The sequence below is a fragment of the Nocardia sp. NBC_01388 genome (genome assembly GCF_045040085.1).
GTDB lineage: Bacteria > Actinomycetota > Actinomycetes > Mycobacteriales > Mycobacteriaceae > Nocardia.
In genome coordinates this window covers 8,040,499-8,060,611 of the sequence record NZ_CP109553.1, presented here as the reverse complement: position 1 = coordinate 8,060,611, position 20,113 = coordinate 8,040,499, and the positions used below count along the sequence as shown (strand labels likewise).

Genomic DNA, 20,113 nt, shown 5'->3' with positions numbered 1-20,113 from the left:
GCGCTGTCGAGTTCACCGGTGCGGTACTCGGGGATTGTCAGCCGCCCAGTCCGAGAATGGCCAGTAGATGGCCGGGATAGGCGCCACTGTCCAGGCGGCCGGTTTGCGCGAAGACCCGGCGGCGCAGCCCGGTGACCGGGTTCCGCAGATCCAGCGTCCACACATGCGGGGCGAAGGCGACGCCGCCTTCGGACCAGGCCTGCCGGAATTTCGGGAATTGGCCGAGTTCCTGGATGAGATCGGTGAATCCACCGACATTGCCGGAGCGGCCGATCAATCCGCGCATCCAGCGGACGGCCTGGCGTACATCGGCATCCCAATTCACCATGACCCGGGCTGCCAGCTCATTGCTGAAGAACCAGCGGAGCATATTGCCGTCCTCGATGAGACCGGGGAAAGCATCCGCCCAACTGTCGTTCCAGGCCAGCACATTGGCGCGCGTGTCGATATACGCGGCCAGGTTCGGGCGGTGCATGGTGAGCACGCGCAGCAGCTCCGGGGTAAGGGCGCCGCGCAGTTCGTCCACGGTCGGAACGGTTTCCGCGGTGCCGACCCCGGCCAGATCCGTGAGCTGGCGGCGGTCGGCGGCGGTCAGCGGGTCGAGGCGATCCAGATAGCGGGTGAGTGCCTCGACCACCTCGCGGGTCGGGTTTCCGCGATCGCCTTTCTCCAAATGCGTTATGTAGCTGGCACTCACGCCCGCATTGAATGCCAGTCGTTCGCGGGAAACACCGCGACCGTCACGTAAACGGCGCAGCAGATTTCCGAAAGTGGGTGCCTCGAGCTCCCTGGAATCACGTCCGCATGCCGCATCGGCGACCACCGCAGTCCTCCTTCGACTTGCCCGGCGCGCGGCGTCGAGAGTAGGACGCCGCCGGGTATTCCCCCTTCCGGTGGATGCTTGCACAAATCGTCCGAATGGCAGGTACAGCGAACTATCCCTGTTTGTATATGTCACCGATCCTGTTCGGAATTCCTCACGCCCCCAGTGCGAGTGGCGCCGGGTCCGCCACCGATTCACGACTGCGCGCCTGCTCCGGATCGGGTGCGGGAACGGCTTCCAGCTATCCCACAGGTGCATTCGTCGATGATGACAGCGCACACGGTATGGATCGCCTCGATACCGCAGGCCAGCCGGGAACCCGGCTACCGCATGCGTATCTCGCGCCCGGCCGATCGACACTCGACCTGATAGGCACCGAATTCGCGCTCCTCGTCGGCCCCTCCGGAGCGGCTCGGCGCGCGGCCGCAGCTGACGCGCCGTGCGTGATCGTGCACGAGATCCCCGAGACTTATTGCGAGACAGTGAACCTCACAATCGAGGGTGCACTCCTGGTGCGCCCCGATCAGAGAGTCGCGTGGCGGGCGCCGCAGCCGCCCGCCGATCCCGCGCGCGCACTGTCACTCACACTCGGCCACGCCGCACACCCTCGACAGTCTTCGCGATCCGGCGAGCACGCGTCTCCGGCCGCTTCGCCTCACTGACGGCCTTGATGTGCTCGCGGCGACGTGAATAGGACAGCGCGTCGAACGCCCCGCGAACTTCCGCGTCCGCCAGGGCCGCGGCGAGGTCGCCGGGCACCTCCACCGTGCGCTCGGCGGTATCGCGCTCCACGGTGACCGCCACCGTATCGCCGGGGCCCTTCCCCAGGTCGGCCCGAAGGGACTTCAGCACCCCTAGGCATGGGCCGTCACCCATGGACATGATCGACCCGGTGTACGGAATACCGTCGAAGGTGACCTGCACGGGGATGCGGCCGCCGCCGCCGAGCGCGTCGAGGATCGCGGCGGGAACGGGAATATACGCACCGCCGCCGTCTGCGGCGTGGATCGAGCCCTCGAATCGATGCATGCGAGCACACTATTCGAGACATCCTGGAGAGGGCAGGATATTCCTCCGCGATTTCCCGGCAATCCATATCGCCCGAAAAATGTGTTAACAAATGTAAAGCGCGGGAGAACCGACCGTTTCCAAAGCATCACCGAGAGCAGCCGGGACGTCGTCGAATTAAGCGCCCCGCACCGCATTGAAGTGAATCACCGCAGGTCACGCCCGAATAGTAAGGATAGTGCCGCTACCACCCGGTGACCGTCAGGTTGCCGCGATCTCACAGCTCACAAACGCCCCAAGCGCACTGTGAGAGAACCGTTTTGCTGGCCGCGCGGACGTCCCTACAGTCGAGCCAGCAGCCCGATTCTTCTCTCTCGATGGGGGCGTCATGCCTGATACGCGCACCGGATCAACCTCCGGCGATGCACTGCTTCGATTGGGAAAGTACTTCAATCGCGGTGAGGTTTCCGCAGACCTGCGCACCCTGCATCAGGTGGGCGGGCGCGAAGCGGACGAGTTCTACCGGGATCGGTGGTCGCACGACAAGGTGGTGCGCTCCACCCACGGTGTGAACTGCACCGGATCGTGCTCGTGGAAGATCTACGTCAAAGACGGTGTGATCACCTGGGAGTCGCAGCAGACCGATTACCCGTCGGTGGGCGCGGACAAGCCGGAGTACGAGCCGCGCGGCTGCCCGCGCGGTGCGTCGTTCTCCTGGTACACGTATTCCCCGGCGCGCATTCGGTATCCGTACGTGCGCGGCGTGCTGCTGGAGATGTACCGGGAAGCCAAAGAGCTGCTGAAGGATCCGGTGCTGGCGTGGGAATCGATCGTCGAGGATCCCGGCAAGGCCGAGACGTACAAGTCCGCGCGCGGTAAGGGCGGATTCGTCCGGGCCGAGTGGTGGGAGGCCTCCGAAATGGCCGCTGCCGCACACGTTCACACGATCAAGAAGTACGGTCCGGACCGGGTCGCGGGCTTCTCCCCCATTCCCGCGATGTCGATGGTCAGCCATGCCGTCGGCGCGCGCTTCATCTCTCTCATCGGCGGCTCCATGCTGTCGTTCTACGACTGGTACGCCGACCTGCCGGTGGCCTCCCCGCAGGTGTTCGGTGACCAGACCGATGTGCCGGAATCGGCGGACTGGTTCGACGCCGGATACCTCATCATGTGGGGCTCCAATGTCCCGGTCACCCGAACCCCGGACGCGCACTACATGACCGAGGCCCGGTACCGCGGCCAGAAGGTCGTGGTGGTCTCCCCCGACTACGCCGACAACACCAAGTTCGCCGACGAATGGGTGCCCGCCCGCCCCGGCACCGATGCCGCCCTCGCCATGGCCATGGGGCATGTGGTGCTCAAGGAATTCTTCGTCGACAGGTCGACCGCGTACTTCGACAACTACATCAAGCGCTACACCGATCTGCCCTACCTCGTCACCCTCGACGAGAGGAACGGCGTCTGCGTACCCGGCAAGTTCCTCACCGCCGCCGACCTGGGCCGTACCGGCGAGGCGGTGGAGTTCCAGCCCGTACTGCTGGATGCCGGCGGAAAACCGCACGTGCCCAACGGATCCCTGGGGCATCGCTTCACCGAGGCGGGCAAGGGGCACTGGAATCTCGATCTGGGGGACGTCGATCCCCTGCTGACCCTGCACGGCCGCACCGATGATGCTGCGGCCGTGCAGTTTCCACGCTTCGACGGACCGGCCTCGGATGTGCTCACCCGTGGCGTCCCCACGACTGTTGTTGCAGGCAAACGAGTTACGACGGTGTTCGATCTTTTACTCGCCCAATACGGCGTGGCACGTCCCGGCCTGCCCGGCAGCTGGCCGACGGGATACGACGACCCGAACGAACCGTACACCCCGGCCTGGCAGGAAACGATCACCGGCGTTCCCGCCAAGCAGGCCGAACGCATCGGCCGCGAATTCGCCGACAATGCCGAACGTTCGAACGGCCGGTCCATGATTCTCATGGGCGCGGGCACCAACCACTGGTTCCACTCCGACCAGATCTACCGCGCCTTCTTCACTTTGACGCTGCTCACCGGCTGTCAGGGCGTGAACGGCGGCGGCTGGGCGCATTACGTGGGCCAGGAGAAGTGCCGTCCGGTAACCGGCTGGTCCACACTGGCTTTCGCCGCCGACTGGCAGCGCTCCCCGCGGCAGATGCAGGGCACCGTCTTCTGGTACCTCACCAATGATCAGTGGCGGTACGACCCGTTCACCTCGGAGACCTTCTCCTCCCCGCTGGGCAGGGGCAGCTTCGCGGGCCGGACGGCGGCCGACAATATCGCGCTCGCAACACGGTTGGGCTGGATGCCGTCCTATCCGACGCTCGATCGCAATCCGCTCGACCTGGCCGATGAGGCCGAGGCATCGGGTAAGAGCGCGGCCGACCATGTGGTCGACGGCCTCAAATCCGGCGAGCTGCGATTCGCCTGCGAGGACCCGGACGCGCCCGAGAACTTCCCGCGAGTGCTGACGGTCTGGCGGGCCAATCTGCTCGGCTCCTCCGGCAAGGGCAATGAGTACTTCCATAAACACCTGCTCGGCGCGGACTCCAACCTGCAGACCGCCGAGGCCGCCGGCGTGCGGCCGCAGGAGCTGGAATGGCGCGATCAGGCCGCCACCGGAAAGCTGGATCTGCTGCTGTCGCTGGACTTCCGGATGACCAGCACCACCATGTTCTCCGATATCGTGCTGCCCGCCGCCACCTGGTACGAGAAGCACGATCTGTCCTCCACCGATATGCATCCGTTCGTGCACGCCTTCTCGCCGGCGATTTCGCCGCCGTGGGAGACCCGGACCGATTTCGAGGCATTCCATCGCATCGCCCGCGGCTTCTCCTGGCTGGCGGAGAAGCATCTCGGTGTCCGCAAGGACATTGTGCTGGTGCCGCTGCAGCACGACACCGCCGATGCGCTGGCCCAGGCGAGCGGGCGGGTCCTCGACTGGAAGAAGGGCGAATGCGAGCCCATCCCCGGTAAGACCATGCCGAAAATCATTGTGGTCGAACGTGACTATCCGAAGATCGCGGAGAAGATGGCCGCGCTCGGGCCACTCGTCGAACAGCTCGGCCTGACCACCAAGGGTGTCACCACCTATCCCGATGCCGAGGTGGAGTACCTGAAGGGCATGAACGGGACGGTGGTCTCCGGTATCGCGCAGGGGCGGCCGTCGCTGGCCAAGGACACCCACGCGGCGGAAGCCATTCTGGCACTTTCGGGTACCACCAACGGCCGGCTCGCGGTGGAGGGCTTCGAGGCGCTGGAAAAGCGCACCGGAACGAAGCTGGCGGATCTGGCGGCCGAGCACGAGGGGAAGCGAATCACGTTCGCGGACACCCAAGCTCGTCCCGTTCCGGTGATCACCTCGCCGGAATGGTCCGGCAGTGAAACCGGTGGCCGCCGGTACTCGCCGTTCACCATCAATACCGAGCGGCTCAAGCCCTGGCACACGCTGACCGGGCGGCAGCACTTCTACCTCGATCACGATTGGATGATCGAGCTCGGCGAGCAGCTGCCGATCTACCGTCCGCCACTGGATATGTCGGCGCTGTTCAGTGAACCCGGTATCGGCAAGGTGACCGAGAACGGGGTGACGGTACGATATCTGACGCCGCACTCGAAGTGGTCGATCCACTCCGCGTACCAGGACAACCTGCACATGCTCACGCTCTCGCGCGGCGGGCAGGCCATCTGGATGTCGGAGGTCGATGCCGCCAAAATCGGTGTGGCCGACAATGATTGGATCGAGGCCGTAAACCGCAATGGTGTGGTCGTGGCGCGGGCGATCGTATCGCACCGCATGCCCGAGGGCACGGTGTTCATGTACCACGCCCAGGACCGCACGGTGAATGTCCCGCGCATCGAGGGGCCGGCGGCGGCCTCGAACGGTAAGGGCGCCGATCAGCCGGACGACTTCAAAGGCCGGGGCAAACGCGGTGGCATCCACAATGCGCTGACCCGCATCATGATCAAGCCCTCGCATCTCATCGGCGGGTACGCCCAGCAGTCCTTCGCCCTGAACTACCACGGGCCCACCGGAAATCAGCGCGACGAGGTCACCACCATTCGTAGGCGCTCGCAGGAAGTGGAGTACTGACATGCGTGTCATGGCGCAACTGTCGATGGTCATGAACCTCGACAAATGCATCGGCTGCCACACCTGCAGCGTCACCTGCAAGCAGGCGTGGACCAATCGCGGCGGAACCGAGTACATGTGGTTCAACAATGTGGAAACCCGTCCGGGACAAGGGTATCCGCGCCGCTACGAGGACCAGGAGAAGTGGAAGGGCGGCTGGGTTCGCAACCGGCGCGGCAAGCTGTCGCTCAAGTCCGGGTCGCGGATGCAGCGGCTGCTCAATATCTTCGCGAATCCGGACCTGCCCACCGTGTCGGACTACTACGACCCGTGGAGCTACGACTACGAAAACCTGCTGTCCGCACCGCAGATGGACACCAGCCCGGTCGCGCGGCCAAAATCGCTGATCACCGGCAAGGACACCAAGGTCACCTGGGGACCGAACTGGGACGATTCGCTCGGCTCCGGGCCCGAGCAGGTCGGTAAGGATCCGCTGCTGGCCAAACTGTCCGAGCAGGTGAAGCTCGAATTCGAGCAGACCTTCATGTTCTATCTGCCACGCATCTGCGAACACTGTCTGAATCCCTCCTGCGCGGCGGCGTGCCCGTCGGGTGCGATCTACAAGCGGTCCGAAGACGGCATCGTGCTGGTGGATCAGGACAAATGCCGGGGCTGGCGGCAATGCGTCACCGGATGTCCGTACAAGAAGATCTACTTCAACCACAAGACGGGCAAAGCGGAGAAGTGCACCTTCTGCTACCCGCGCGTGGAGGTCGGCATCCCGACCGTGTGCTCGGAAACCTGTGTCGGGCGGCTGCGCTATATCGGGGTCATGCTGTACGACGCCGACGCGGTACTGGAGGCGGCGTCGGTCGAGAATGATGAGGACCTGTATCCGGCGCAGCTGGGGGTCTTCCTCAATCCCCACGATCCACGGGTGGTCGCCGAAGCCGAGCGGGCCGGTATCTCGCCGGAATGGATTGCCGCAGCTCAGGATTCGCCCTGCTACAAATTGATCGTCGATTACAAGATCGCACTGCCGCTGCATCCGGAATACCGGACCATGCCCATGGTCTGGTACGTGCCGCCACTGTCGCCGGTGGTGGATGTGCTCTCGGAGACCGGGCACGACGGTGAGAACCACGCCAACCTGTTCGGTGCGATCGACGCGCTGCGAATTCCCCTGGAGTACCTGGCCGAGCTGTTCACCGCCGGTGATGTCGGGCCGGTGCGGGACTCACTGCAACGTCTGGCCGGAATGCGATCGTTCATGCGGTCGATCAATCTCGGGCAGGAACCCGATATGAGCATTCCGGATGCGCTGGGGCTGGAACCGGAGGAGATCGAAGCGATGTACCGGCTGCTCGCCATCGCCAAGTACGAGCACCGGTATGTGATTCCGTCAGGTGCGACTTCCCGTGCCCACGAACTGGATTCGCTCGCCACCGGATGTTCGCTCGATACCGATGGCGGGCCCGGTATGACGGCATTCGATGTCGTGGCCGAGAAATTCCATCTCACGGACAGCAATATCGCTGCGCCGGAGCAGAAGTCGGCTCGGATCAACCTGCTGAACTGGGATGGGAAGAGCGCCGACGGGCTGATACCCGCCCGCGCGGACAATGCCCACAACGGCAATGTCGACGCCCACAACGGCAATGGCAATACCCCCGAGCCGGAGACTCCCCAGCCGAGCGGTGCAGTGCGATGAGTCTGCTGAAGATCCGCAAACGCCCCGAGCCCACCGTTCAGTTGTCGGACCGGGATCGGCGACTGGTGTGGCGGCTGGCCGCCCTGCTGCTGGACTATCCGAGCGCCGCGCTACTGGCCACTCTCGACGATTTATCCGGTGCCGCAGCGGAATTGCCCGACACCATTCGGCCGTTCCTGGAACCGATCCTCACCCACCTGCGTACCGGCAACCCCATCGCTCTGGCCCAGGAGTACGTCGAGACCTTCGATATGCGCCGCCGCGCCGCTCTGCACCTGACCTTCTACGCCTACGGTGACACTCGCAAACGCGGTATGGCCCTGCTGCGCTTCAAGCACGCCTACCGGCACGGCGGCGTAGAACTCGGCGATGAGGAACTCCCCGATCACCTGCCGGTGCTGCTGGAATTCGCGGCCACCGTCGACCCGGTCGGCGGCGAACGCCTGCTCGGCGAGCACGTCCCGGTACTGGAACTGCTGCGACTGTCGTTGTCCGACAATGATTCCCCCTACTCCGGCATCCTCGCCGCCGTCACCGCCACCATGCCCCCGCTCACCACCGCGGACCGCCGGCGCATTGCCGAGCTGGCCGCCGAGGGCCCGCCGGACGAAGAGGTCGGCCTGGATCCCTTCGCGATGGACCCGATCACCTTCGCCGGAACGGACAGCCGCCGATGACCTCCACCGTGTGGATGACACTTCCCTATATCGCCTTCACCTCGTTCCTGCTCGGCCATCTCTGGCGCTATCGGAACGATCAGTTCGGCTGGACCACCAGGTCCTCGCAGATCTACGAGTCGCGGCTGCTGCGCCTGGGCAGTCCGCTGTTCCACTTCGGCATGCTCGGCGTCATCGGCGGTCATGTGCTGGGCGTGCTCGTCCCCGAATCGTGGACCGATGCCGTCGGCATCTCCGAGCACCTCTATCACGTGGTCGCCGTATCCGCCGGAACCGTCGCTGGCGTCGCCGTCATCGCGGGCATCGCCATCCTGCTGTACCGGCGGGTCACCGTGACCGCCGTCCGTATGGCCACCACCCGCAACGATCTGCTCATGTACGTACTGCTCGCCGGCGCGCTCGTCACCGGCCTGCTCAATACCCTCGGCAGCAATCTGCTGTGGGGCACCTACAACTACCGCGAAACCGTCTCCCCCTGGTTCCGCAGCCTCTTCACCCTGCACCCGCATCCGGACCTCATGGTCGGCACGCCCTGGACCTTCCAGGTGCACGGCCTCATCGTGCTGACCCTGATCGGCGTCTGGCCCTACACCCGCCTGGTCCACATGTTCAGCGCCCCCGTCGGCTATTTGGTCCGCCCCTACATCGTCTATCGCAGCAAGGAAACCAACGCCACGGACAAACGCCGCTTCGCCAAGGCCTGGGAATCGCCCGCCGTACCACGCCGCTGACGACGGCCGCAGCCCCATTTCATTTCTATAACCATCCGCACCCCGTAGGGTGAGGGTATATAGGCGGAGTTGACCCGAGTCATTCGGATACGGCAACCCGACGCAGCCCCGGGAAGTTTTCTATGACCTCGGCACGACAGACGATCCTTGTTGAAGAGCAGAGCGAATTCGGCGCCGCACGCGCTGCCGAGAAAGCCGCGACCATCAAGCAGAACGCCATGGCCACCCGCACAGTCGCAGGTCACGCCCTGGATGTAGCCGACTGCGAATACCTCCTGCAGATGCTCGGCCTGGACGCGGGCAGCAAAGAGGAATAGCCCTCCCGCCCGATCTGCACGACCTCCGGAACGGCCGTGCGCCGGAACGACCGCCGGCCATCAGCTGCTGCTGATGACCGGCGTTGACGTGGCGAGAGTGACGGCGATCAGCCGCCGGCGAGCTTGGCCAGGTTGGGGAAGTTGCTTATTTCCCAGCCGCCGTCTACCACCAGCTCGGTGCCGGTGATGTAGGACGCGTCGTCGCTGGCCAGGAACAGGCAGGGAGCCGCTATCTGTGCGGCGGTGGCCGCCGCGCCCATCGGGATGCGGTCGAGGAACATCTGCTTGGCCGGTTCGTAGCCCATGACGGCGGCGGTCAGCGGGGTGTCCACCAGGCCGGGCAGGACCGAGTTCACGCGGATGCGGTGCTGCGCCAGCTCGAGGGCGGCGTTCTTGCTGAACATGACCACACCCGCTTTGCCGGTGGAGTACGGGCTGCCGCCGGGCATCGGGACTCGGCCGTCCAGTGACGAGACATTGACGATGGCGCCGCCGCCGCTCTCGCGCATCAGGCGGGCCTCGTGTTTGGTGCAGAGGAAGACGCTCTTCTGCACCAGGTCGATGGTGAAGTCCCAGTCGGCCTCCGCGAGATCGGTCACGGCACCGATGCGGGAGCCGCCCGCCACATTGAAAGCCACCTCGAGCCGGCCGAAACGCGTTGCGGCGACTTCGATTCCGGCGGCGACCTGAGCCTCCACCGTCACATCCGCCACCACCGGCACGAAGGCGTCGCCGAGTTCGGCGGCCTTCTTCCGCAATCCGGCCTCATCGATGTCGAGACCGACCACATTCGCACCCTCGGCGACCAGCGCCTCGGCGATGGCCGCGGCGATACCCGAGGCCGCGCCCGTCACCACGGCGGTCTTACCGCCGAATCTGCCTGTGCTCATTATGAACTCCTCTTTCAGCGTCGACCGGCGCGCAGGAACTGCCCGGTGCGCTCTTTGCCTAGTGCCGGGGATTTGTCACCCAGGCCGAATACGTATTCACCGTTCACCAGGACGGCGGTAATGGTGTCGTCATTGCGATTGACCATGCGGGAGAGATTGCCGAACTCCGGAATCGGGTTCTCCGCGTAGGCATCCAGGCTCTCGTCCAGATGCGCCGGATCGAGCACGACCACATCGGCGCGGTCACCCACGCGCAGGTGCCCGGCATCCAGGTCGTACCAGTCGGCCAGTTCACCGGTGACGCGGTGCACGGCATGCTCCACGCTCATGAACGGCCGCCCGTCCTGCTGCGCGCGATGCACGCGCTTCAGCAGCCGCAGCCCGAAGTTGTAGAAGGCCATATTGCGCAGGTGCGCCCCGGCATCCGAGAAGCCCAGTTGCACACTGGGATCGGCGGCCAGTCTGTCCAGCACCTCGGGCCGGTGATTGGAGATGGTGGTGCGCCAGCGCACCTTCGGCCCGTACTCCACCACCAGGTCCAGGAAGGCGTCCACCGGATGCACACCGCCGCGATCCACGCCGACCTGACCGAAGGTCTTGCCGATCACGCTCGCATCGGGGCATTCGGTGATCTCGGCATCGAAGAAGTCGCGATGCCAGACCCGCGGGCCCCACTTCTTGTCGTAATCCTTGCGGAAGGTGCGCCGGTAGCTCTCGTCTGCCAGCAGCGCGCGCCGCTGCTCGAGCTGGTTCGACAGGTGCAGAGCCGCTGCGCCGGAACCGAATTCCTCGAACACCGGCAGATCGATACCGTCGGAGTACACCTCGAACGGCACCGGCAGATGCTGCCAGCGGAAGTCGCCGCCGAGCCGGTTGAGCACCTTGCCGATGAGCGGGAAGATCTGCACCACACCGGGAATCGCCTTGATATCGGCGGCCGAGAGCAGGCTCACCTTCAGATTCGGCCGGAAGATGCCGAGGCTGCTGGCGGCCATGGCGACCAGACTCTGTGGCCGGGCCACATCCGGACCGCCCTGCAGCGTCCGCTTGCGGTCGCGCAGTATGCGATTGAGCCGGCGACGCTCCTTGGGCTTGGCATAGGTCGAGGGCAGAGTGCGCGAACGGCACACCTCACCGTCGAGCTTGTCGAAGAGCAGCTGCTGCGAGGACATGCCGACGAAGCCCGCGTCGAGGGCCTCACTGAGCTTGTGCTCCATGGCCTTCAGCTCAGCCTCGGTGGGAACCACATCCGGCCGGGTGGCGCGCTCCAGCCCCATCTGCGCGGCGCGAATATCCGAATGCCCGATGAAGGCAGCGAGATTCGCGCCCAGCGGCAGTGATTCCAGTGCGGCCACATAGCTGTGCGCGCTGTTCCACGTCTTCAGGCCGTCGATCGCCGCCACCACATGCTTGCGCGGAATCGCCTCCACCCGGCCGAACAGATCGCCCGCATCGGTACCGCCCACGTGCACGGTGGAGAGCGAGCAGGAGCCCAGCAGAATGGTGGTGACGCCGTGCCGCAGCGATTCCGACAGCGTGGGATCCAGCAGCACCTCCACGTCGTAGTGGGTGTGGATATCGAGCATGCCCGGCAGCACCCACTGCCCGGCGGCGTCGATCACTCGCGCACAGCCGGTTTCGTCGAGCGCGTCGGTGGTGACAGTCGCGATCCGGCCGTCCCGAATGCCGATATTGCGAATGGCCGACGGCGCTCCGGTGCCGTCGAACCAGCGCCCGCCCTTGATGATGGTCTCGTACACGGTCTTCACTCCCCGAGGGACAGGTCGCGGCGCAGCACCTTGCCGGTCGCATTGCGCGGCAACGCATCAGCGGTGATGAGCCAGCGGGCGGGCACCTTGAAATAGGCCAGCCGCTGCGCCACATGGTCGCGCAGCTCATCCTCGGTGACCGAATCCGGATCCGCGACAACAACAATGGCCGCGACCTCCTGACCGAGGTCCTCGTGCGGAACGCCGATGATGGCCGATTCCTGGACCAGCGGATGCGCGTCGAGCGCGTTCTCGATCTCGGTCGGGTACACGTTCTCACCGCCGCGCAGAATGAGATCCGAACGGCGACCGGCCATTTGCAGCACACCGGCGGAGACGAAGCCGAAGTCGCCGGTGCGCAACCAGCGGTTCGCATCGATCGACGCGGCGGTGGCCGCCTCGTCGTTCCAGTAGCCGAGCATGACATACGGACTGCGGATGCAGATCTCGCCCTCCACACCGTCGGGCACGACATTGCCCTCCGGATCCCGGATTTCGACGGCGACCGCAATGATGGGACGCCCCACCGCTTCCGGATTGGCCAGCAGATCCGCCGGCGCCGCGATAGTGGCGGCGGTACCGCTCTCCGTGCAGCCGTAGCTGGTGGTCAAGGCGACCTGCGCCACCGGGAGCCGCTCGCGCAACCGCTGCTGCAGTGCGGGCGAGGACGGCGCGGCATTGAGCGAGAAGCCCGACAGCGAGGACAGGTCGTACTTGGTGAGATCGGCGTCGAGCAGGCGGCTGGCCATGGTCGGCACCGCACCCCAGTTGGTGATGCGCTCGGATTCGATGAGCCCCAGGATTTTGTCGGCGTCGAAGCCGCCGGACGGGAAGATCACCGCATCACCGGTGTTCAGGCGCGGCACCGCGAGATTGTGCAGGCTCGCGATATGGAACAGCGGTGAGGTGGTGAGGAAGCGGCGGCTGGTCGGCGAACCGTCCCACGGCAGCCCGCGGAAGCCCGCCATCAGCGCATCGGTGAAACGGTGATAGTCCGCGACCGCCACCATGTTCCGGTGCGAATGCACCACGCCCTTGGGACGGCCGGTGGTGCCGCTGGTGTAGAGGATGCACGCCGGATCATCCTCTGCCACAGTCGTTACCGGGTACTCCCCCGCGTATTCCGCGACCAGGGCGGGCAGATCCTGCTCCATGGTGATGACCGGCACCCGCGCGCCCGCATCGGCCAGCGCCTGCGCCCGCTTGGCATCGGCGATCACCACCACCGGCTCGGTATGCTCGAGACCGTAGTCGATCTCCAGCGGCGCCCACCAGGCGTTGTAGCCGACCGGAATCGCGCCCAGCCGCTGCGCCGCCCAGAAGGTCAGCACCCACTCCGGGCGATTGGCGGCCAGAATGCCGATGCGGTCGCCCTTGCCGATGCCGTAGCGCTGCTGCAGCGCCGCCGCCAGCGCGCCCGCCGCCTCGTAATGCTCGGCGAAGGTCATGTGCCTATCGGCACTGACCAGGTAGTCGCGGTCGCCGAGAGCGCGGGAGGCCTCCAGTAGCTCCAGCAGGGAGCGACGGCGATTGTGAAAGACCGGGATCTGCGCACCCAGCACCTCCTCCATCGTCATCTCGAATGGCCCGCCTGGACCGGTGAGACCGGCGGCGACCTGCGCGGCCAGTGCCTGGAGATCAATGGCTTTCGTCATCAGATGTTTGGCGCGGATACCCTCGTTCGCGAGGAGAGGAAGCGCCGTCCTCCGTTCTGTGTCGGTGGTCGCGGCTAGAGTTTTCCGCTGTGGATGAGGTCGTGCGGTACAGCTTTCGCTTGCGGCCCGGCCGCACAGCGGAGTCTGTTCTGCTGGCCGAGTGGCATCGCTGCCGGTACCTGTGGAACGAGGCTGTCAATCAGCACAAGGCGGGGAACAAGCCGACCTTCGGCAAGCTCAGCAAGCTTCTGACCAAGGCACGCTCGTGCAGCGCATGGTTGCGGGAGGGTTCGCAGGTCGCGCAGCAGCAGACGCCGCGGACCTACGCACAAGCGCTCGGTCGATCGTTCACCGTCAAGGGACGGGGGCGGCCGAAGTTCAAGCCGCGCAAGACGACCCAGGTGTCGTTGGAGTACACGCGCCGCGGATTCAGCATCAAAGACGGGCGTCTGGTGCTGGCGAAAGGTGTCAGTATCCCGGTGGTGTGGTCGCGGGAGTTGCCATCTGATCCGACCAGTGTTCGGGTGACCCAGGATTCGCTCGGAGGATGGCACGCCTCGTTCGTCGTCCGCCGCACGATTGAACCCGCGGCCACTGCTGTGGACGGTATCGGCATCGACTGGGGAGTGAGTGTCACCGCCACCTCGACCGACCCCGCGTTCGATCTGCCGTATCTGGGGCATCGCAAACGCTGCGCGGCGGAACTGGCTCGGGAGCAACGCAAGGTGGCCCGACGGCACGTCAAACGCGGCCCACAGTCGCGCGGAGACAATCGGGCCACGCGTACTGCGGCGAAGCTTCACAAGAAAGCGGCCCGACAAACCCAACACGATTCGCTGGTGTGGGCGAAAGGTGTTGTCGACAACCATGAGTTGATCGCGGTGGAGGATTTCAAGCCGACGTTTCTGGCGAAGTCCACGATGGCGCGCAAAGCCGCGGATGCGGCGATCGGTGCGGCGAAGCGGGAGTTGATCGGGCGTGGTGTGCGGGCTGGCCGGAGGGTGGTGTTGGTGCAGCCCGCCTATATGAGCATGACGTGTTCGAGTTGTTTCGCGAGAGCCAAGCAGCGACTTGCACTCGGAGAACGAACCTTCCGATGCCACCGCTGCGGATTTACCGCCGACCGGGATTGGAACGCTGCCAGAGTGATTCTGGCTGTGGCAGAGCGTGGCCACACACGTGTCGACGACGTAAGACAATCGGATCACCTCCCTCGGGCGGATGGTTCGGATGCGGTCTGAGCGTGAAATCCCCTGCCTTCAGGCCGGGGAAGCATTAAGAATCAAATCCTCGAATCTCGTACCGCTGCGAAGGCTGCCCTCAGATAGGCGTCGGCGCGATCGGAGCCGATCAGGCCGGGCGCCATTCGGTTCATGGTGTAGGCGAAGGTGACCCGGTGATCCAGGTCGTTGACGACCATGGATCCGCCCAGTCCGCCCCACCAGCACACCCGGCCGTCCGGGACCTGCGGCGCCGTCTCCGGCTTCGGCAGACCGTAGCCGATGCCGAAGCGCAGCGGTAGCAGGATGGCCAGATCGACGCCGTCGACCTGCTGATCGAAAATCAGATCGATCGTCTTCTCCGACAGGAACTTCCGGCCGCTCAACTCCCCGCCATTGCTGATGAGCGACTGCACCCGGGCCACCGAGCGGGCATTGCCGTGGCCGTTCATGCCGCCGAGCTCCGCCTGCCGCCACCCGGGGGTGGAGCACATGTCGAAGTCCAGCAGCGGCTGGAACAGCGTCTTGAACATGACGCTGTCCTGCGGCAGCAGCGACTGATCGAACTCCGGGTACTCGGGCGGAACGATGGTGGCGATGCGCTCGAAATGCTCTGCGCCGGTGCCGATGTGGAAATCGGCACCGAGCGGACCAGCCAGCTCCTCGGCGAAGAACCGGCCCAGCGTGCGGCCGTCGATCCGGCGGATGAGCTCGCCGATCAGATGCCCGTAGTTGAGCGCGTGATATCCCGACGCCGTGCCCGGCTCCCACCAGGGCGGCTGCTGCGCCAGGCGCGCCGTCGAGGATTCGAGCTCGTAGATATCGGGAATCTCGATCGGCGCTTCCCAGCCGGAGACCCCGGAGGTGTGCGAAAGCAATTGCCGCACTTCGATATCGGCCTTGCCATTGGCCGCGAACTCCGGCCAGTAGTGCGCCACCTTCTGGTAGACGTCCAGCTCACCGCGATCGACCAGCAGCAGCGCGCTCAGCGCCGTCATGGTTTTGGTGATGGAGAAGCTGTTCACCAGGGTGTCCGCACGCCAGCGCGTGGTCCGCTCCGGATCGGCGTAACCGCCCCAGAGATCGACCACCGGATCGCCGTTCACCGTCACACAGAGTGCGCCGCCGAGTTCGGCCCCGGACTCCACCTGTTCGGTGAAAGCCGCACGGACCGCAGCGAATTCGTCGGCACAGAATCCAGCCACAGTGCTCATTCCGTTCCGCCCCTCTCTCAGACTCTGGCCGAGGCGCGCGCCGGCACCGGCAGTGCGTGCCCGCGATCGGCGGCCCGCTTGGCTCCGCGCGCCATTTCGCGCTGCAGATCGCGGACGTACGGCTCGAATTCGATCTGGATGGTGTGCCGGGGCGAGTCGTAGTACGTCCCGCTGCGCAGGGCTTCGGCCGCGGCCATGGTCTCGCGCATCTCCGCCGGGGACGGCAGCGCGTAATTGCCGGACAGGTAGGCGGCCACCAGCTTCGACTGCTGCTCAGCGAAGTTCACCAGGGTCGGCAGGGGCTGTGCGAGGCCCATATAGAACAGATTGTGCACGCCGGGCTTGATCATCTGCCGGTACAGCGGGAGCATATTGCGCGCATCGGGCAGCAGCGCCGGGTCGGAGAAGAACGGGAAGCTGATGTGATAGCCGGTGGCGCACACCACCACATCCACCTCCTCGACGCTGCCGTCGGCGAAGTGCACATTCTTACCGTCGAGACGGGTGATGGCGGGCTTGAACACCACATCACCGCAACCGGCTCGGTGCAGGAATTCCTCGCTCGCCGACGGATGCGCCTCGAACGGCAGGTGATCCGGCTTCGGCAGGCCGTAATCCTCCATGAAGCCGCGATTCTTGACCACGAAGCGCTGTTTGAGCTTGAGCCCCAGCTTCTTCGGCATCCAGGAGGGCATGGAGGCCTTGTCGCCGACCTTGCCGTTCACGTACTTCGGCAGCACCCACACGCCGCGGCGGGCGGAGAGGAAGAATTTCGAGGCGATGAACTTCTGCGACAGTTCGGAGGCGATATCCAGCCCCGAATTGCCCATGCCGACAACCACAACGCGCTTGCCGCGCATATCGATCGGATCGAACGGATCGTTGTAGGCGTGCGAATGCATGAGCACACCGTCGAATTCACCCGGATAGTCCGGCATCCGCGGGTCCCAGTGGTGACCGTTGCAGACGAGCAGCGCGTCATAGGTTTCGGTGCGACCGGTATCGGTGGTGATCTCCCACAGACCCTGGGCGTCGCGCTCGGCCGAGATCACCTTGGTGTTCAGGATGATTCGATCGCCGATGCCGAAGTGCTCGACATAGTCCTTGAAGTACTGGTGCAGTTGCGTGTGGTGCGGGAAGTCCGGCCACTCGTCGGGGGCCGGGAAGTCCTCGAACGCCAGGCGGAACTTCGAGGTGTCGATGTGCAGGCTCTGATAGCAGGCCGACATGCCGTTCGGGTTCTTGAAGTACCAATTGCCGCCCACCTGATCGGAGGCTTCGTAGCAATCGAAGGGGATGCCGTATTCGGCGAGGCGCTTTGCGGTGGTGATGCCGGACGGGCCGGCGCCGATGACGCACACCCTGGGCAACTCACGGGTTTCCAATTCACTCTCCTGCTTCGGCGGTGGGTCACATTGCCCGGCCGGACGTGATGTGACACACACGCTAGCATTCGCTAGACACCGTGTCTAGTGAATGAACAAACGTCTATCATCGTGGTGGAAAGCCCTGACAGACGTAGACTCGAGCATCGGAAAAGGCCGCCGTACGGGCGCCTTTCGCTCACCCGAACCAAGGCGGCCAGCACCCATGCAGACCGAACCGGCCATTGATCCCGCCCAGCCCGCGGGAGTGACCACCCGGCGCACCTCCCTGCGCGACGAGCAGAAACGACTCACCCGCAGCCGTCTGATCGAGGCGGCCAAGGGGCTGTTCACCACCCAGGGATACGCACCGGTACGGGTGGACGACATCGCCGCGGCGGTCGGTTGCAGCCGCGCGACCTTCTATCTGCATTTCACCGGCAAACCGGATGTGCTGCGCGCCATCGCCGAACAGGGGGCGCTGCCGAGCGTCCAGTACTTCTACGAAGACCTCGATCATGTGCTCGACACCGGCTCGCGCGAGGAGTTCGCAGCCTGGATGCGGCGGTCCATCGACTGGTTCCAGGAGTACAAGGATCTGCTGCCCGCCTGGGACGAGGCGACGGCGCTGGAACCGGAGTTCCGGGAGGTGGCGCGCGAGGGCATTCTCGCGGTGCCGAATGTGATGACCTCGTACCTGTCGCGCTGGCCGGACGATCAGCAGGACGAGGCGCGGCTGCGGATAGAGCTGCTGGTGGCGCAGCTGGAGCGGTTCTTCACGCGCTGGGCCATGCAGGGGACGATCGATGTGTCCGCCGATCAGGCCGCGACCGTGCTGACCGATATCTGGTTCCCGGCGCTGCACACGCCCGGCGCCTGAACCGATTTCGGCGAGCCGGGCAAATTTCTGGCGGACTCGGTTCGGCTTTCTGGTGGACTCAGTTCGGCGCAAATGTGGTGCGCGCTTGTTTCAATTCCCAGAAGGCGCGTAATGCCACGATTTTCCCGGCCGAGTTCACCCGATAGGTGAAGACTCCGTCGACCTCGACGAGGCGGCCGCCGCGCGCACTGCGAATGGTGCCGACGAAGGCGACCTCATCGCCGCAGGCATAGGAATCGGCGAGGCGGAAGTCGATGCTGCTGTCGGCAATCGCCATATCCCAGAAGGCCGCGATGGCCTCGGGACCGGCATGGCCGTCCCCCACCGGGTCGTACGGAGAGATACCGATCGGGTCCTCCACCCGGGCCTCCGGCGCGAACAAGGCCAGCCATTCTGCCTTGCGCCTGCCGCGCACCGCAGCCTGCGAGGCGAGACCGGCACGGCGAGCGGGATGTTCGGCATCGAGCATGCCGCCATCCTCGGCTCGCCGTGAACGGCGGTCACCCATCAGTTCCGGTCAGTGGTCACCCACCGGGTAGATCAGTGCGCGGCCGCGGAACCCGTCCAGCCGAACCCGGTGCCGGGCGCGGCCGGATCATTGGCGTTGACCTGCTGGCTGCATGCTTCGTCCGAGAGGCCGGAAGCCTTGCACGCGGTCCACGGGTCGTACAGACCGGAGACGGCCGATGCGGTGGACGCGGTGGCGAAAGACCCTGCGGCACAGGCGACAATCAGACCGGCGGTGACGACAAGCTTCTTCAACAGAAAACCCTCCGAGCGCAATGGAATTTGATTTGCACATTGCCACGGCAATGCGGAAACCACCAAACACCCGGTAATTTCGGCGATTCGGTCAGGCGACGCGAACGGCCGCAAGAGTATCCGCCGCGGTGCGATAGCGATCCACCAGCAACCGAACAACGGCGGGATGCACGCCGATCGGTTCGGCCACCCCGTCCGCACCCGCCGCATGCAGGCGCTCGTGGAACAACCCGTGCGCCAGCAGGTACGAGGCGATGAATACGCGCCGCGCACCCGCCGCACGCGCCCGGGCCACCACCTCCGGAACCCGGGGCTCACCGGTGGCGATATATGCCAACCGGACCGGCGCCGCGATCTGCTCGGCGAGCAGATCGGCCGCCCGCCGCACATCCTCCCGCGCCCGGGAATCCGACGATCCGGCGGCAGCGAACACCACCGCATCCCCCGGACGCCACCCCGCCGCCCGCAACCGCATGCGCATGACCGCCGCCAGCGCCGGATCCGGACCCATCGCACGGGTGACCGCGACCGCCGTATGGGCACTCGCTGCCACCTCTCGCGGCACATCCTGATACACGTGGTATCCCGACGCCAGAAAGGCCGGAATCACCACGGCGGGAACGGCTTCCAGATCCCGCAACACCTCGGCAGGTGAAGGCCCGAGCACATCCACAAATGCCGTACGCACCCGCGGCGCAGCTGCGGCCGTACCGAAATCGGTCACGGACCTCGCACCGGACACCACGTCCGGTGCGAGGTCCGCACGCGACGATGCCGATGCGGCCCCGAACGCGGCACCGGCACCTGTCTCCGGGAGCGACGCGGCGACGAACTCTGCTGTGCCACCGGCAAACTCAGAACCCAGCTCCCGCGCCACGGCTTCGGCCAGCGCGGCGATCATCTCCACGCCGCGCGTGCTCCTGGTGCCATGAGCCACCAGCACCAGCGCCGGGCTGCTCACCAGACCTCCGCAACGGGCGCGGGCCGAGTGGCCCGCACCGGCAC

18 protein-coding genes are annotated in these 20,113 nt (G+C 65.4%); 8 read left to right on the top strand and 10 right to left on the bottom strand.

Annotated elements, in window-relative coordinates; genetic code table 11:
* Nucleotides 1-37 precede the first annotated feature (37 nt).
* Entirely contained in the window at nt 38-823 is a 786-nt protein-coding gene (locus OG716_RS38050) for a helix-turn-helix transcriptional regulator (RefSeq protein ID WP_405135058.1), read from the bottom strand.
* Nucleotides 824-897: 74 nt separating this feature from the next.
* Here OG716_RS38050 and OG716_RS38045 point away from each other — a divergent pair, with 74 nt between their 5' ends.
* The gene (locus tag OG716_RS38045; protein ID WP_405135057.1) at nt 898-1,485 is read left to right on the top strand and encodes a hypothetical protein; all 588 of its coding nucleotides are present in this window, start codon (nt 898-900) and stop codon (nt 1,483-1,485) included.
* Here the strand turns inward: OG716_RS38045 and OG716_RS38040 are convergent.
* A complete protein-coding gene (locus OG716_RS38040; RefSeq protein ID WP_405135056.1) occupies nt 1,406-1,852 on the bottom strand; it encodes a YdeI/OmpD-associated family protein in 447 nt (148 codons plus the stop codon). The genes OG716_RS38045 and OG716_RS38040 overlap by 80 nt on opposite strands.
* A 367-nt stretch (nt 1,853-2,219) precedes the next feature.
* Here OG716_RS38040 and OG716_RS38035 point away from each other — a divergent pair, with 367 nt between their 5' ends.
* From OG716_RS38035 to OG716_RS38015, 5 genes are all read left to right on the top strand, one after another.
* A complete protein-coding gene (locus OG716_RS38035) occupies nt 2,220-5,939 on the top strand; it encodes a nitrate reductase subunit alpha (protein ID WP_405135055.1) in 3,720 nt (1,239 codons plus the stop codon).
* Nucleotides 5,940-5,949: 10 nt separating this feature from the next.
* A complete protein-coding gene (gene narH / locus OG716_RS38030) occupies nt 5,950-7,629 on the top strand; it encodes a nitrate reductase subunit beta (protein ID WP_405140221.1) in 1,680 nt (559 codons plus the stop codon).
* The gene (gene narJ / locus OG716_RS38025; protein WP_405135054.1) at nt 7,626-8,306 is read left to right on the top strand and encodes a nitrate reductase molybdenum cofactor assembly chaperone; all 681 of its coding nucleotides are present in this window, start codon (nt 7,626-7,628) and stop codon (nt 8,304-8,306) included. Before narH ends, narJ begins: the two co-directional genes overlap by 4 nt.
* Nucleotides 8,303-9,037, top strand: a complete 735-nt coding sequence (gene narI / locus OG716_RS38020) for a respiratory nitrate reductase subunit gamma (protein ID WP_405135053.1) — start codon at nt 8,303-8,305, stop codon at nt 9,035-9,037. Before narJ ends, narI begins: the two co-directional genes overlap by 4 nt.
* 122 nt (nt 9,038-9,159) lie before the next feature.
* Entirely contained in the window at nt 9,160-9,354 is a 195-nt protein-coding gene (locus OG716_RS38015) for a hypothetical protein (protein ID WP_327141779.1), read from the top strand.
* Between the two features lie 107 nt (nt 9,355-9,461).
* Here the strand turns inward: OG716_RS38015 and OG716_RS38010 are convergent, their stop codons facing one another.
* Genes OG716_RS38010 through OG716_RS38000 form a run of 3 tightly spaced genes read right to left on the bottom strand, consistent with a single transcriptional unit; the run spans nt 9,462 to nt 13,668 of the window.
* Nucleotides 9,462-10,244, bottom strand: coding sequence for an SDR family NAD(P)-dependent oxidoreductase (locus OG716_RS38010; protein ID WP_405135052.1), 783 nt, complete (start codon nt 10,242-10,244; stop codon nt 9,462-9,464).
* A gap of 14 nt (nt 10,245-10,258) precedes the next feature.
* On the bottom strand, nt 10,259-12,004 hold the full coding sequence (locus tag OG716_RS38005; RefSeq protein WP_405135051.1) for an amidohydrolase family protein: 1,746 nt from the start codon (nt 12,002-12,004) through the stop codon (nt 10,259-10,261).
* Nucleotides 12,005-12,009: 5 nt separating this feature from the next.
* The gene (locus OG716_RS38000) at nt 12,010-13,668 is read right to left on the bottom strand and encodes a class I adenylate-forming enzyme family protein (protein WP_405135050.1); all 1,659 of its coding nucleotides are present in this window, start codon (nt 13,666-13,668) and stop codon (nt 12,010-12,012) included.
* 89 nt (nt 13,669-13,757) lie between these two features.
* Between OG716_RS38000 and OG716_RS37995 the strand changes: the two genes are divergently transcribed.
* Nucleotides 13,758-14,909 (top strand): RNA-guided endonuclease InsQ/TnpB family protein, encoded by a 1,152-nt coding sequence (locus OG716_RS37995; protein WP_405135049.1) that lies wholly within the window; start codon nt 13,758-13,760, stop codon nt 14,907-14,909.
* A 41-nt stretch (nt 14,910-14,950) separates the two neighbouring features.
* Here the strand turns inward: OG716_RS37995 and OG716_RS37990 are convergent, their stop codons facing one another.
* Both OG716_RS37990 and OG716_RS37985 read right to left on the bottom strand, forming a co-directional pair.
* A complete protein-coding gene (locus OG716_RS37990) occupies nt 14,951-16,102 on the bottom strand; it encodes a serine hydrolase domain-containing protein (RefSeq protein WP_405135048.1) in 1,152 nt (383 codons plus the stop codon).
* Between the two features lie 17 nt (nt 16,103-16,119).
* Nucleotides 16,120-17,487, bottom strand: coding sequence for a flavin-containing monooxygenase (locus tag OG716_RS37985; protein ID WP_405135047.1), 1,368 nt, complete (start codon nt 17,485-17,487; stop codon nt 16,120-16,122).
* 205 nt (nt 17,488-17,692) lie between these two features.
* On the opposite strand from OG716_RS37985, the gene OG716_RS37980 reads away from it, so the two are divergent.
* Entirely contained in the window at nt 17,693-18,346 is a 654-nt protein-coding gene (locus OG716_RS37980; protein ID WP_405135046.1) for a TetR/AcrR family transcriptional regulator, read from the top strand.
* Between the two features lie 58 nt (nt 18,347-18,404).
* Here OG716_RS37980 and OG716_RS37975 read toward each other — a convergent pair whose 3' ends face one another.
* From OG716_RS37975 to OG716_RS37965, 3 genes are all read right to left on the bottom strand, one after another.
* Complete coding sequence (locus tag OG716_RS37975; RefSeq protein WP_405135045.1) at nt 18,405-18,815, bottom strand: nuclear transport factor 2 family protein; 411 nt, start codon at nt 18,813-18,815, stop codon at nt 18,405-18,407.
* 71 nt (nt 18,816-18,886) lie between these two features.
* A complete protein-coding gene (locus tag OG716_RS37970) occupies nt 18,887-19,108 on the bottom strand; it encodes a hypothetical protein (RefSeq protein ID WP_297612875.1) in 222 nt (73 codons plus the stop codon).
* Between the two features lie 91 nt (nt 19,109-19,199).
* Nucleotides 19,200-20,069, bottom strand: coding sequence for a sirohydrochlorin chelatase (locus OG716_RS37965; RefSeq protein ID WP_405135044.1), 870 nt, complete (start codon nt 20,067-20,069; stop codon nt 19,200-19,202).
* Between the last annotated feature and the right edge of the window lie 44 nt (nt 20,070-20,113).

What these genes read in the sequence shown, in the direction of transcription:
- OG716_RS38045 (WP_405135057.1), top strand. Translation starts at nt 898, where the DNA reads ATGCTTGCACAAATCGTCCGAATGGCAGGTACAGCGAACTATCCCTGT.
- OG716_RS38040 (WP_405135056.1), bottom strand. Translation starts at nt 1,852, where the DNA reads ATGCATCGATTCGAGGGCTCGATCCACGCCGCAGACGGCGGCGGTGCG.
- OG716_RS38035 (WP_405135055.1), top strand. Translation starts at nt 2,220, where the DNA reads ATGCCTGATACGCGCACCGGATCAACCTCCGGCGATGCACTGCTTCGA.
- narH (WP_405140221.1), top strand. Translation starts at nt 5,950, where the DNA reads ATGGCGCAACTGTCGATGGTCATGAACCTCGACAAATGCATCGGCTGC.
- narJ (WP_405135054.1), top strand. Translation starts at nt 7,626, where the DNA reads ATGAGTCTGCTGAAGATCCGCAAACGCCCCGAGCCCACCGTTCAGTTG.
- narI (WP_405135053.1), top strand. Translation starts at nt 8,303, where the DNA reads ATGACCTCCACCGTGTGGATGACACTTCCCTATATCGCCTTCACCTCG.
- OG716_RS38015 (WP_327141779.1), top strand. Translation starts at nt 9,160, where the DNA reads ATGACCTCGGCACGACAGACGATCCTTGTTGAAGAGCAGAGCGAATTC.
- OG716_RS38010 (WP_405135052.1), bottom strand. Translation starts at nt 10,244, where the DNA reads ATGAGCACAGGCAGATTCGGCGGTAAGACCGCCGTGGTGACGGGCGCG.
- OG716_RS38000 (WP_405135050.1), bottom strand. Translation starts at nt 13,668, where the DNA reads ATGACGAAAGCCATTGATCTCCAGGCACTGGCCGCGCAGGTCGCCGCC.
- OG716_RS37990 (WP_405135048.1), bottom strand. Translation starts at nt 16,102, where the DNA reads ATGAGCACTGTGGCTGGATTCTGTGCCGACGAATTCGCTGCGGTCCGT.
- OG716_RS37980 (WP_405135046.1), top strand. Translation starts at nt 17,693, where the DNA reads ATGCAGACCGAACCGGCCATTGATCCCGCCCAGCCCGCGGGAGTGACC.
- OG716_RS37975 (WP_405135045.1), bottom strand. Translation starts at nt 18,815, where the DNA reads ATGCTCGATGCCGAACATCCCGCTCGCCGTGCCGGTCTCGCCTCGCAG.